The sequence below is a fragment of the Leucobacter sp. UCD-THU genome (assembly GCF_000349545.1).
Lineage (GTDB): Bacteria > Actinomycetota > Actinomycetes > Actinomycetales > Microbacteriaceae > Leucobacter > Leucobacter muris.
In genome coordinates this window covers 216,913-229,418 of the sequence record NZ_KB714603.1, presented here as the reverse complement: position 1 = coordinate 229,418, position 12,506 = coordinate 216,913, and the positions used below count along the sequence as shown (strand labels likewise).

General features: G+C 69.6%; 9 protein-coding genes. 4 read left to right on the top strand and 5 right to left on the bottom strand.

Annotated features, from left to right (window positions below; genetic code table 11):
- Positions 1-75: 75 nt before the first annotated feature.
- Positions 76-441: an RNA polymerase-binding protein RbpA gene (locus H490_RS27330; RefSeq protein ID WP_031290160.1), complete on the top strand. Its 366-nt coding sequence runs from the start codon at positions 76-78 to the stop codon at positions 439-441.
- A 122-nt stretch (positions 442-563) separates the two neighbouring features.
- Here the strand turns inward: H490_RS27330 and H490_RS27325 are convergent, their stop codons facing one another.
- The 3 genes from H490_RS27325 to tkt are packed head-to-tail and all read right to left on the bottom strand — an operon-like array spanning position 564 to position 5,418.
- Positions 564-2,141, bottom strand: coding sequence for a hypothetical protein (locus tag H490_RS27325; RefSeq protein ID WP_017884687.1), 1,578 nt, complete (start codon positions 2,139-2,141; stop codon positions 564-566).
- Between the two features lie 41 nt (positions 2,142-2,182).
- The gene (gene tal / locus H490_RS27320; RefSeq protein ID WP_017884686.1) at positions 2,183-3,283 is read right to left on the bottom strand and encodes a transaldolase; all 1,101 of its coding nucleotides are present in this window, start codon (positions 3,281-3,283) and stop codon (positions 2,183-2,185) included.
- Positions 3,280-5,418: a transketolase gene (tkt, locus tag H490_RS27315; RefSeq protein WP_017884685.1), complete on the bottom strand. Its 2,139-nt coding sequence runs from the start codon at positions 5,416-5,418 to the stop codon at positions 3,280-3,282. The genes tal and tkt overlap by 4 nt, the downstream gene beginning before the upstream one ends.
- A gap of 83 nt (positions 5,419-5,501) precedes the next feature.
- Here tkt and H490_RS27310 point away from each other — a divergent pair, with 83 nt between their 5' ends.
- Both H490_RS27310 and H490_RS27305 read left to right on the top strand, forming a co-directional pair.
- Complete coding sequence (locus H490_RS27310; protein ID WP_017884684.1) at positions 5,502-6,446, top strand: heme o synthase; 945 nt, start codon at positions 5,502-5,504, stop codon at positions 6,444-6,446.
- Between the two features lie 354 nt (positions 6,447-6,800).
- On the top strand, positions 6,801-7,946 hold the full coding sequence (locus tag H490_RS27305) for a trans-sulfuration enzyme family protein (RefSeq protein WP_017884683.1): 1,146 nt from the start codon (positions 6,801-6,803) through the stop codon (positions 7,944-7,946).
- Positions 7,947-8,229: 283 nt separating this feature from the next.
- On the opposite strand, the gene H490_RS27300 is transcribed toward H490_RS27305, so the two are convergent.
- Complete coding sequence (locus tag H490_RS27300) at positions 8,230-8,907, bottom strand: hypothetical protein (RefSeq protein ID WP_017884682.1); 678 nt, start codon at positions 8,905-8,907, stop codon at positions 8,230-8,232.
- Positions 8,908-9,879: 972 nt separating this feature from the next.
- Entirely contained in the window at positions 9,880-10,836 is a 957-nt protein-coding gene (locus H490_RS27295) for a COX15/CtaA family protein (RefSeq protein WP_017884681.1), read from the bottom strand.
- Positions 10,837-11,086: 250 nt separating this feature from the next.
- On the opposite strand from H490_RS27295, the gene sufB reads away from it, so the two are divergent.
- Positions 11,087-12,505 carry a Fe-S cluster assembly protein SufB gene (gene sufB / locus H490_RS27290; RefSeq protein WP_031290159.1) on the top strand — a complete coding sequence of 473 codons (1,419 nt, stop codon included), beginning with the start codon at positions 11,087-11,089 and terminating at the stop codon, positions 12,503-12,505.
- Position 12,506: the final 1 nt, after the last annotated feature.

The following is a 12,506-nucleotide window of genomic DNA, read 5'->3' as shown; positions in this document are numbered from 1 at the left end:
CGTCTCGCAGGCAAAAGCCCCTCGAAAAGGCGACCCCGCCCACGACTTCGCAGTTTTGTAGCAGAAAGGTATTCAGTGCCAGGCAGTAACGCCATTCGCGGCGCCCGCGTCGGATCCGGACCCATGGGGGAGAAGGACCACGGAGCGCGCGCCGAACGTATTCAGATCTCGTACTGGGACGCGCTCGGCAACGAGACGATCCGCTACTTCGCGGCCGACGTCGCACCCGAGGAGATCCCCGAGCAGATCGATTCGCCGACCACCGGCCTTCCCGCCGGTCGAGACCGCGAGAACCCCCCGCTGCTCCCCAAGAACGAGCCGTACAAGACGCACCTCGCGTACGTGAAGGAGCGGCGCACGCCCGAAGAGGCCGAGGAGCTGCTCGAGGCCGCGCTGCAGAAGCTCCGCGCCCGGCGCGGCACCGCCGCGAAGTCGGCGTAGCGCCCCAGCCCAGCAGAGAGAAGCCCCGGTCCGATGAGACCGGGGCTTCTTCGTGTTTCAGCGCGTCAACGCGTTCGTCGCGTTAGCGCGTTCGTCGGATCAGCGCGTTCGTCGCGCTCGGATCAGATCTCGGCGAGCAGCGGGTCGAGCGCGGATCGATCGCCGTAGGGCAGCGTCAGCGCGACCACCGGCCGACCTCGCTCGGCGAGCACCTCGCGATCGCCTCGCGCCTGGGCGGCGATGAGCACGCCGAAGCTTTGGGAATCGGGGATCGGTACGTCGGGCGCTCCAGCGTCGCCGATCTGCAGGAACGCGCCGAGCGCGCGGCCGCCCTTGTGCAGCTGGCCGACCGAGTGCAGGTAGCTCGGCCCGAAACCGAGGGCGACGGGCACGCCGAGCGTCGTCGCCAGCCGATCCCGCAGTTCGCCGAGCGGCTCGGCGAGCGCGCCGTTCGGGTCGACGTACGCCTGGATCGCGAGGTACCCGTCGCTCGGAACCGCCTCGCGCAGGCGACGCAGGACCTCGCCCGCCGACGGCGCCTGCGCAGTCGGCGACGACGAACCGTCGGCCTCGGCGAGCGCGGCGCGAGCCGCCACCTTCGCGGCTTCCACGTCGGGCTGGTCGAACGGGTCGATCCCCATGAGCCGACCGAGCGCCGAGGTGGCGACCTCCCACAGCAGCATCTGGGCGCCCAGGGGAGCGGAGACGAGCACACCCGCCTCGGGGGCCGGTTCGATCGCGCCGTGAGCGTCGCCGTCGGCGACGCTCACCACCACGGCCTGGGCCGGCGCCTCGCGCAACTCGGGGGCCGACTCGTGCAGCGCGATCGGCAGCACGCCGTGCCCGTCCTTGCCCGTGGATTCGGCGATGAGCTGCTCGATCCAGCTGCCGAGACCCCATCGAGCGCTGCGCGTCTCGCGCACCGCGAGCACGAACCGCCGGGGAAGCCCGCCCGCGAGCGCGGCCGCCAGACGCAGCGCCGGATTGTCGGCGGTGTCGCGCGCGAGCAGCCCGCGCACCTCCGCGGCCTCCGCCACGAGACGGCGGATATCAACGCCTGCCAGCCCCGAGGGCACCAGCCCGAAAGCTGTGAGAGCCGAGAATCGACCGCCCACGTTCGGGTCGGCGTTGAACACCCGACGCCCCGCCGCACGCGACTCCTCGTCGAGCGGGGACCCCGGATCCGTGACGATCACCACGCGGCTCGCGGGATCGATGCCGGCCGCCCGGAACGCCTGCTCGAAGGTCGCGAGATGGCTGCGGGTCTCGATCGTGCTGCCCGACTTCGAACTCACCACCACTGCGGTGCGGGCCAGATCCCCGGAGAGGACGCGAGCCACGGCCGCGGGATGGGTGGAGTCGATCATGGTGAGCTCGACGCCCGCCCAGCGGGCGAGCACCGCCGGCGCGAGGCTCGATCCACCCATGCCGCACAGCACGAAGCGATCGACGCCGGCGCTCGCGAACTCGGCCCGCAGCGACTCGATCCGGGGGATCAACTCGGCCGCCGCCGGCTCGAAGTCGGTCCACCCCAGCCGGATCGCGGCCTCGGCCTCCGCCTCCGCACCCCACAGGGTCGCGTCGTGTGCGAAGATGCGGCTCGCCACACGACCCCGCACGAGCTCCTCGACGAGTTCAGCGGTGCGCCCGCCGTTCACGCGCTCGATGTCATCGCCGAAGGCGATCCCGATCCCAGCCATGATTGCTCTCCCCTCGGTGGCCTGCTCCGTGCTCGTCCCGCTCAGTCGGCCAGCGCGCGCTCCACGGTGCCGCAGAGCTCCGCCCACGAGGCGTCGAACTTCTGCAGCCCCTCGAGCTCGAGCTTCTCGGTGACCTCGCCGTAATCGATGCCCAACGCGTCGATCGCGTTGAGCAGCTGATTCGATTCCAGGTACTCGGAGGTGACGGTCTCGCCCCGCACCTCGCCGTGATCCGCGAACGCGTTCAGCGTCGCCTCGGGCATCGTGTTGACCGTCTGCGGCGCGACGAGCTCCTCGACGTACAGGGTGTCGCGCAGCGACGGATCCTTCACCCCCGTGGAGGCCCAGAGCGGGCGCTGCGCATTGGCGCCGAGATCGAGCAGCAGGCGGGCCCGCTCGGTATCGAACGCCTGCTCGAAGACCTCGTAGGCGAGGCGGGCGTTCGCGACGCCGGCCTGACCCTTGAGCGCGAGCGCCTCGGCGGTGCCGACCGCGGTCAGCCGCGCATCGATCTCGCTGTCGACGCGCGACACGAAGAACGACGCGACCGAGTGAATGCCCGACAGATCGTGCCCGGCCGCGCGAGCCCGCTCGAGGCCGGTGAGATACGCGTTGATCACCTGACGGTAGCGCTCGAGGCTGAAGATGAGCGTCACATTGACGCTGATGCCCGCAGCGATCGTCTCGGTGATGGCTTCGAGGCCCTCGACCGTGGCCGGGATCTTGATCATCGCGTTGGGGCGGTCCACCTTCGCCCACAGCTCGCGCGCCTGCGCCACCGTGCCCGCGGTGTCACGGGCGAGACCCGGCTCCACCTCGATCGACACGCGGCCGTCGCGGCCGCCGGACTCGGCGTACACCTCGGCGAAGACGTCGCACGCATCGGCGACATCGGCCGTCGTCAACTCGACGATGGTCGAGGCCACGTCGAGGCCGCGCCCGGCGCACGCCGAGATCCGCTCGCCGTAGCCGACGCCGCTGCCGATCGCACCGGCGAAGATCGTCGGGTTCGTGGTCACTCCGACCACGTCGTGGCTCGCGATCAGCGCGCGCAGCTCACCGCTGTCGAGACGCGACCGCGACAGGTCGTCGAGCCAGATGCTGACACCCGCGCGGCTGAGAGCCCGAGTCGACTCGCTCATCGTGCCACCTCCGCCAGGCTCCGCTCGCCGGCGCCCAGGCTGCGCGCCACGTGCGCGATGCTCTCGCGTGCCGCATCGACCACGGCCTCGGTCGTGATCCCGAACTCCCTGAACAGCGTCTCGTAGTCGGCCGAGGCTCCGAAGTGCTCGATCGACACCGAACGGCCCCGATCGCCCACGTAGCGCTCCCAGCCGAGCGCCAGGCCCGCCTCGACGCTCACGCGCGCCGGAACGGTCGCCGGCAGCACGCTCTCGCGGTACTCCTCGCTCTGCTCGGCGAACCACTCCAGGCACGGCGCGCTCACCACGCGTGCGCCGACGCCGTCGGCCGCGAGCCGCTCGCGCGCCTCGACCGCCAGCTGCACCTCGGAGCCGGTCGCGATGAGCAGCACGTCGACGGACCCGGTGGGGGAGTCGGCCAGCACGTAGGCGCCGCGACGCACACCCTCGGCGGCCTGCTCGGCCGTCGCGAACTCGCCGCCCCGGGGCAGCACGGGCACGTTCTGACGCGTGAGCGCGATACCGGTCGGCCCCGCGTGACGGCTCAGCACCTCGTGCCACACCACCGCGGTCTCGTTGGCGTCGGCGGGGCGCGCCATCGCGAGGTTCGGGATCGCGCGCAGCGAGGCCAGGTGCTCGATCGGCTGGTGGGTCGGGCCGTCCTCGCCGAGGGCGATGGAATCGTGCGTCCACACGAAGATGCTCGGCACGTTCATCAGCGCCGCCAGGCGCACCGCAGGGCGCATGTAGTCGGCGAACTGCAGGAAGGTGCCGCCGTAGCTGCGCGTCGGACCGTGCAGCTGGATGCCGTTGAGGATCGCGGCCATCGCGTGCTCGCGGATGCCGAAGTGCAGCACACGACCGTAGGGGTCGCCCTGCCACGCCGACGTCGAGCGGCGGCTCGGCACGAACGAGGGCGCGCCCGGGATCGTGGTGTTGTTCGAGCCCGCGAGGTCGGCGGATCCGCCCCACAGCTCGGGCATGATCGGCCCCAGAGCGGCGAGCACCTTGCCGCTCGCGGACCGCGTCGCCACGCTCTCGCCCGGCTCGAAGACGGGCAGCGCCTCGGCCGCGCCCTCGGGCAGCTCGCCGGCCTCGAGACGGTCGAGCAGCGCCTTGCGTTCGGGGTTGGCGGCGGCCCACTCGTCGAAGGAACGCTGCCACTCGGCGCGCCGCTCGGCACCGCGCTCAACCGCCTTGCGCGTGTGCTCGATCACCTCGGAGGCGACCGCGAAGTGCTGCTCGGGGTCGAAGCCCAGCGCCCGCTTCAGGGCCGCGAGCTCGTCGCCGCCCAGCTTCGAGCCGTGGATGCCGCCCGTGTTCTGCTTGCCGGGGGAGGGCCAGCCGATGATCGTCTTCAGGATGATGAGGCTCGGCTTCGAGGTCTCGGCCTGCGCCGCCTCGATCGCACGATTCAGCTCGACCAGATCCTCGACGTACTCGCCCGTCTTCTTCCAGTCGACCTCGATCACCTGCCAGCCGTAGGCCTCGTAGCGCTTCGCGACGTCTTCGGAGAACGAGATGTCGGTGTCGTCCTCGATCGAGATCTGATTGGAGTCGTAGATCGCGATGAGGTTGCCGAGTTCCTGGTGGCCGGCGAGCGACGAGGCCTCGGCCGTCACGCCCTCCTGCAGGTCGCCGTCACCCGCGACCACGTAGACGAAGTGGTCGAACGGGCTGCTGCCGGGAGCAGCCTCCGGGTCGAAGAGGCCGCGCTCGTAGCGGGCCGCGTAGGCGAAGCCGACGGCCGACGCGAGCCCCTGCCCGAGCGGGCCCGTCGTGATCTCGACACCGTCGGTGTGGCCGTACTCGGGGTGCCCGGGCGTCTTCGAACCCCACGTGCGCAGCGCCTTCAGATCGTCGAGCTCGAGACCGTACCCGCCGAGGTACAGCTGCACGTACTGGGTGAGCGACGAGTGGCCCACCGACAGGATGAAGCGGTCGCGGCCGATCCAGCCCGCGTCGGCAGGATCGTGGCGCATCACCCGCTGATGCAGCAGATAGGCGAGAGGCGCGAGGCTGATCGCGGTGCCCGGGTGGCCGTTGCCCACCTTCTCCACCGCGTCAGCCGCCAGCACCCGCGCGGTGTTCACCGCGAGATCATCGAGCTCGTCCCACTGCAGTTCGTTTCCCAAGAGACACCTTTCGACGGGAAGAATCCGAGCGCATTCGCGCACACACCGACAATCTTACGGCAGCCGGGGTAGCATAGAGGGTGATGTCCACCGAGATCTCAGCCCAGTCGCAGGCCGCATCGTACACCGAGCAGGCTCGGCCCCGCCGCCCCTTCGGACGCGTCGTCAAGAACTACGTCGCGCTCACCAAACCGCGCGTCATGGAACTGCTGCTCGTGGTGACCGTTCCGGCCATGATCCTCGCCGAACGCGGCCTGCCCGACCTGTGGCTGGTGCTCGCCACGCTCATCGGCGGCGCGATGAGCGCAGGATCGGCCGGCGCCTTCAACTGCTACATCGACCGCGAGGCCGACCGCCTCATGAAGCGCACCAAGAACCGGCCGCTCGTCACGGGCGAGATCTCGGATCGCAACGCGCTCGTGTTCGCCTGGGTGCTCGGCGTGATCTCGATCGTGTGGCTCTACGCCACCACCAACTGGCTGGCCGCCGTGCTCGGCGCGGCCGCCATCTTCACCTACGTGGTCGTCTACACGATGTGGCTCAAGGGCCGCAGCGAGCAGAACATCATCTGGGGCGGGATCGCGGGCTGCTTCCCCGTGCTCATCGGCTGGGCCGCGGTGACCGGCTCCCTCGGCTGGCCCGCCTGGGTGTTCTTCCTCATCATCTTCCTCTGGACCCCGGCCCACTACTGGCCGCTGTCGATGCGCTACCGCGAGGACTACGCGGCGGCCGGCGTCCCCATGCTCGGCGTCGTGCGCGGCCGCGCGACCGTCGGCCTGCAGGTCATCCTCTACACCTGGGCCACCGTCGCCTCGAGCCTGCTGCTCATCCCCGCGCCCGGCATCGGCTGGCTGTACACCGCCGTCGCACTGCTCTCGGGCGGCTACTTCATCCTGCAGGCGCACCGTCTCTACGGCAGCGCGATCCGCGGGCAGGAGGGCAAGCCCATGCAGGTCTTCCACGGCTCCATCACCTACCTCTCCGTGCTGTCGCTCGCGATCGCGATCGATCCGCTGCTGCCGTTCTGAGTCGTGGGCGCCTGAGGTTCGGCTCCCTGATACGGCCTCCCCTGACTCGCAGGCTCCGACTTGCGAGGTCGATTCGCGGGTTCGATTCGTGCACGGCTGATCCTGCCGGCCCTGACTCAGCATCCTTAGGCATGCAGGCTCCGCGGCCTGTGGGTTGCGCGCCTTCGACTCGCGAATCCTCGCTTTGAAAGATCGCAGCTTGCGAGACCGCGCCTTGCGAGATCTTGGCTCGCGAACCCTCGCCTTGGACGATCACGGCTTGGACGATCGTGGCTTGCCGCACTCCGGTCTGCCGATCCCGCGTCGGCCGTCTCCGCGCGGAGGGGTGCACACCCGAGCCGCTACGCTGACTCCATGAGTCAGCAGGCACCCGAACTCCGCTCGAGCACCGCAGTCGTCACTCTCGGCAGGCCCGATCCGACGCCGGACGGCCCGCTCAACCCGCCGATCTCGCTCAGCTCGACCTTCCGAAGCGCGGGCGCACCTCAGCAGGGTGAGCGCGTCTACGCCCGCTACGCCAACCCGACGTGGGAGCCGCTCGAGGAGGCGATCGCGAGCCTCGAGGGTGGCGACCTGCCCGGCCTCGCCTTCGCGTCGGGCATGGCGGCGGTCTCTGCGGCGCTGTCGCTCGTGCCCGTCGGCGGGGTGGCGGTCGTACCGAGCGCCTCGTACAACGGCACGATCGGGCTCGCGCGGGATCTCGCCGAGGCGGGGTCGCTCGTGCTGCACGAGGTGGACCCGCTCGACCTCGCGGCGACGATCGCGGCGCTCGAGGGAGCCGACCTGCTGTGGCTCGAGTCCCCGACGAACCCGATGCTCGACGTCGTCGACCTGCCGCGGCTCGTCTCGGAGGCGCGGCGCCGCGGTGTCACCGCGGTCGTCGACAACACCTTCTCCACGCCGCTCAGGCAGCGCCCGCTCTCGGTGGGCGCCGACGTGGTGGTGCACTCGGCGACGAAGTTCATCGCCGGACACTCCGACGTGCTGCTCGGCCTCGTCGTCGCCCGCAACGGCGAACTGCGGGCACGGCTCGCGAAGCACCGCACGCTGCACGGCGGCATCGCGGGGCCTTTCGAGGCCTGGCTGGCGCTGCGGGGCCTGCGCACCATGGCGCTGCGCCTCGACCGCGCGGAGGCCACGGCGGACGAGCTCGCGCGCCGGCTGCTCGAGCACCCGGCCGTCGAGCGCGTGCGATACCCGGGACTGCCGAGCGATCCGAACCACGAGCGGGCCCGCGTCCAGCTCGACGGCTTCGGCGCCATCGTCTCGATTGAGCCGAGCGGGGGAGCAGACGCCGCCGACCGCCTCGTCGAGGCCCTCGGCCTCTTCACACCTGCCACGAGCCTCGGCGGGGTCGAGTCCCTCGTGGAGCGCCGGCGGCGGCACGCCGCCGAGCCCCTCGAGGTGCCCGAGGCGCTCGTGCGCCTCAGCATCGGCATCGAGCACGTCGAGGATCTCTGGGCCGATCTCGACCGCGCCCTCACAGCTGCCGCGGGGTAGCGGGGGCCGCCCTCATCTCTCTCGTGGCTTCTGGCTTCTCGTCGATTCTGGCTTCTCGGCACTTCTGGTTGCTCGATGCTTCTGTCCTCTCGTGGTTCCTGGCTTCTCGTCGTTTCCGCCTGCTCGTCCTTCCTCCCTTTCGCTCCGCATCTCTCACCCGTTCCTCACACTCCTCCCTTCTTTCTCGCCCGCGCGTTTCCGGTTCTCCGAGCCTTTCGGCCTCTCCCTCCGATCCGCTTCCCGGCGAGCGGCCACCAAGTGTTCGATCATCGCGCTCGCAGAACTATTCGTGACCGCTCATCAGGGTGCGGCTCATGGGCGAGGACGTGTGGGTGGCCGGCTCGGTGCGATCCCCGGAACGCTCGTCGAGCAGCCTCGCAAGCATCGGCCGCACCGGGCGTTCCGGGCGCCCGGTGAAGTGCAGCATCCTCCGCCCGGTCGCGAGCGAACTCTTGAGCACGTCGTCGGCGAAGAATACGCGCACACGCCAACCTGCATCGCGCGCCGCCTGCAGCTTCACCGCATCCCGTCGACGCTGCTGCAGCGAAACGAGGTGCTGCCCGCCGTCGTACTCGAAGATGGCGCGCGCCTCGTCGTCAGCCGCGTCGAAGCGCCCGATCCAACACCCCTGCCCGTCGTGCAGTTCGGCCTGCAGTCGCAACTCCGGGCCGCCCACCCGAGCATTGCCGAGCCGCATCAGCGTCTCCATGCGCGACTCGGCCCCCACCCGAGCGAGTGCCGCCGCCTCGCGAAAACGCACGGTGCCGCGACCCGATGCCTGAGCCGCGAAGATCTTGAGATCGTCTCGAGTCACGTAGAGATGAGGATCGTAGCGCTCGGAGGGGTTGAGAAGCAGGAAATCGAGCGCCACGACGAGCTCGCAGAATGGAAGTTGCAAAGCCGACTGCAGCACGGCGTCGAGCGGGGCGGACACCGGAATCCGATCGTCGTGTTCGGGCACGATACAGGGGTACTCGGGCGCGATCTCTCGATGTCGGTGTCCGGCGACGCCCCGGCACCTCACGCGGCCGACGGCCACCGGTGAAGAGACGTCGACCGGCGCGTGCTGCGACACTCTCACGGGGCAGCCGAGCAGCGCCAGCGCGGTAGCGTGGCTGAACCGTTCGCCAGGCCGCAACCTCGGAAGGTACTGCAGGGCCCGGCCGTTCAGGGTGGCCGCGATGGGCCCCCGCGATCGCACACCGGCGAAGGGGCGGTGCCACCGAGGATGTCTGAAGGTGGCTCGGCCGCACCCCGGCCGTGCCGCGTCCCTCACTAGGAAGGCTCGCTCATCGGTGAGTGCGATGGGCTGCGGTTGAGAGGTCATGTCGACCATGGTCTCGCTTGAGTTCGCCTCGGACGCCCGTCTCCACAGCGCTCACGGGAACTCCCCGGATCGGCGGGCGAAACCCCAGCTGTGAGCGAAGTCCCTGCGACCTGTGGGGCCCTGCGAGTGGTCAAGAAGTGCTCCCATCTGGGGCGATCGGAGCACTTCTTGACCACTTGCTAGGGGAGAGGGAAACAGGAAGAAGAGAAAAGGAAAAGGAAAAGTGAAAATGGAAAAGGGAAAGGCCAGAGGGAAAGGGAAGAGGGAAAGGCGCGTGGCAGCCAGGGAACCAGGAGACCAGGGGAACCCAGGATCAGGGACCCGGTCCGCCAGTTCCTCGCGAGTGGTCAAGAAGTGCTCGGGCCTCGGACGCCACAAGCACTTTCTGACCACTCGCGAGGGAGCGGGCAGGAGAAAGCAGGAGCGGGCGGGGAGAGCAGGAGCGGGCGGGGGAGAGCAGGGGATAGGGTCACCCCCAACGGCCCCGAGACCGAACCGGAACCGGACCGGACAGCCCCGAGATCGGACCGGGCCGGGCAGGACCGGGCAGCCCCGGGCCCAGGCCGAACCGACCCCGGATCCGACTCGCGCTCGAGAACCCGATCTCTACGCCGCCACCGGCCGCTTGAGGCGCAGCACGACGACCGTCATGGCCGCAGCGGTGAGCGACGCGAGCACCATGTGCACGCCGACCGCGAGGGGCGGCAGCCCGCTGCGCGCCTGGTACACGCCCACGCCGATCTGCACGAGCAGCACGACGAGCAGCGCGACGCTCCAGGCGCGGGGGCGCAGCCGCTGCGCGAGCGCCCAGATCACGAGCGCGACGGTGAGCGCGAGCGCGGCGTAGCCGGGCCAGGCGTGCACGTGCGCGAGCAGCGACGCGTCGAAGCCGTCGCGCACGACGCTGTCGTCGCCCGAGTGGGGGCCGGCGCCCGTGGTGAGCACGCCGACGAAGACGGTGATCGCCATCGCGAAGGTGGTGATGTGGGCGAGGATCAGGAACGGGGTCGGCACCGCCCGCTCGCGCGCCCCGGGGCGCTCGTACATGCGCACCAGGTAGGCCGCCGTCACGCACACGATGATGAGCGAGATCACGTAGTGCACACCCACGAGGTTGGCGTTGAGGTGCAGCCACACCACGAAGCCGCCGATGACGGCCTGCGAGGCGACGAGCCCGAGCACCACGGCCGAGATGACGAACAGGTCGCGGCGCTGCCGGCGGATCGTCCAGGTCAGCACCAGCACCGCGATCGCGAAGATCAGCAGCGGCCCGCTGAGGGTGCGGTTGCCGAACTCGATGACGCCGTGGATGCCGAGCTCGGGGGTGGGGGTGAGCGAGCCGGGCACGCACACGGGCCAGTCGCTGCACCCGAGACCCGAGCCGGTGAGGCGCACCGCGCCGCCCGTCGCGATGATCGTGACGTTCAACACGAACGAGATCCACGCGAGCACGCGCACCAGTCGGCTCGGCAGACCATCTGCGTCGATGAATCGCGGGCGCCCGCCGGGCGAGGTCGCGGAGTCGGTAGCGGAGTCGGTGGCGGTGCTGCTCGGGGTGGACAACGAAGCTCCTCTCGGGCGCCTCCCGCACGGGGTTTCGCCCTGGGCGAGCCCCTGCCCGTTTTCACCGGGAACCTGTAGAATGGGAAGCTGTGGTTGCGTACGGCGAGCCGTGTTCGGGTGCTCAGCACCGGATCGGCTCCGTCCGAAGCCCAGACTACTGCACCGCTGCAGAGCCAGACCTGTGCGCTCGATTCGTTTCGCACGCTCACGCGGTCTGAGCTCGGCGAGACGAAGAATTGAGGGAGTGATCATGCCAGAGGTACTGATCGACCGACCCGAGCTCGAAGGCTTGGGCCAGTACGAGTTCGGCTGGCACGACAGCGACGAGGCGGGCGCGACGGCGAAACGCGGCCTCAACGAGCAGGTCGTGCGTGAGATCTCGGCGCTGAAGAACGAGCCCGAGTGGATGCTGCAGCGACGCCTCAAGGCCCTGCAGATCTTCGGCCGCAAGCCGATGCCCGCGTGGGGCGCCGACCTGTCGGACATCGACTTCGACAACATCAAGTATTTCGTGCGCTCCACCGAGAAGCAGGCCACCACCTGGGAGGAGCTGCCGGAGGAGATCAAGGAGACGTACGAGAAGCTCGGGATCCCCGAGGCCGAGCGCCAGCGCCTCGTCGCGGGCGTCGCCGCGCAGTACGAGTCCGAGGTCGTCTACCACCAGATCCGCGAGGACTTGGAGGCGCAGGGCGTGCTCTTCCTCGACACCGACACGGCGCTGCGCGAGCACCCCGAGATCTTCGAGCAGTACTTCGGCACGGTGATCCCGTCGGGCGACAACAAGTTCGCGGCGCTCAACACGGCCGTCTGGTCGGGCGGCTCGTTCGTGTACGTCCCGAAGGGGGTGCACGTCGAGATCCCGCTGCAGGCCTACTTCCGCATCAACACCGAGAACATGGGCCAGTTCGAGCGCACGCTCATCATCGCCGACGAGGGCAGCTACGTCCACTACATCGAGGGCTGCACCGCTCCGATCTACAAGAGCGACTCGCTGCACTCCGCCGTCGTCGAGATCATCGTGAAGAAGAACGCCCGCGTGCGCTACACGACGATCCAGAACTGGTCGACGAACGTGTACAACCTCGTCACCAAGCGCGCGATCGCCGAAGAGGGCGCCACCATGGAGTGGGTCGACGGCAACATCGGCTCCAAGGTCACCATGAAGTACCCGTCGATCTTCCTGACCGGCGAGCACGCCAAGGGCGAGACCCTCTCGGTCGCGTTCGCGGGCCCCGGCCAGCACCAGGACGCCGGCGCGAAGATGATCCACCTCGCGCCGCACACCAAGTCGTCGATCCTCTCGAAGTCGATCGCGCGCGGCGGCGGCCGCACCGGCTACCGCGGCGAGGTGCGCGTGGAGGCGAACGCCCACCACGCCGCCAACTCGGTGGTCTGCGACGCGCTGCTCGTCGACACGATCTCGCGCAGCGACACCTACCCGGCCATCGACATCCGCACCGACGACGCCACCCTCGCGCACGAGGCGACCGTCACCCGCGTGAGCGAGGATCAGCTCTTCTACCTCATGAGCCGCGGCCTCTCCGAAGAGGAGGCCATGGCCATGATCGTGCGCGGCTTCATCGAGCCCATCGCGCGCGAGCTGCCCATGGAGTACGCGCTCGAACTGAACAAGCTCATCGAGATGAGCATGGAAGGATCCGTCGGTTAAA

Bases quoted from the DNA above. Each gene is read 5' to 3' on its own strand.
- H490_RS27325 (WP_017884687.1), bottom strand. From the start codon at position 2,141: ATGGCTGGGATCGGGATCGCCTTCGGCGATGACATCGAGCGCGTGAAC.
- tal (WP_017884686.1), bottom strand. From the start codon at position 3,283: ATGAGCGAGTCGACTCGGGCTCTCAGCCGCGCGGGTGTCAGCATCTGG.
- H490_RS27310 (WP_017884684.1), top strand. From the start codon at position 5,502: ATGTCCACCGAGATCTCAGCCCAGTCGCAGGCCGCATCGTACACCGAG.
- H490_RS27305 (WP_017884683.1), top strand. From the start codon at position 6,801: ATGAGTCAGCAGGCACCCGAACTCCGCTCGAGCACCGCAGTCGTCACT.
- sufB (WP_031290159.1), top strand. From the start codon at position 11,087: ATGCCAGAGGTACTGATCGACCGACCCGAGCTCGAAGGCTTGGGCCAG.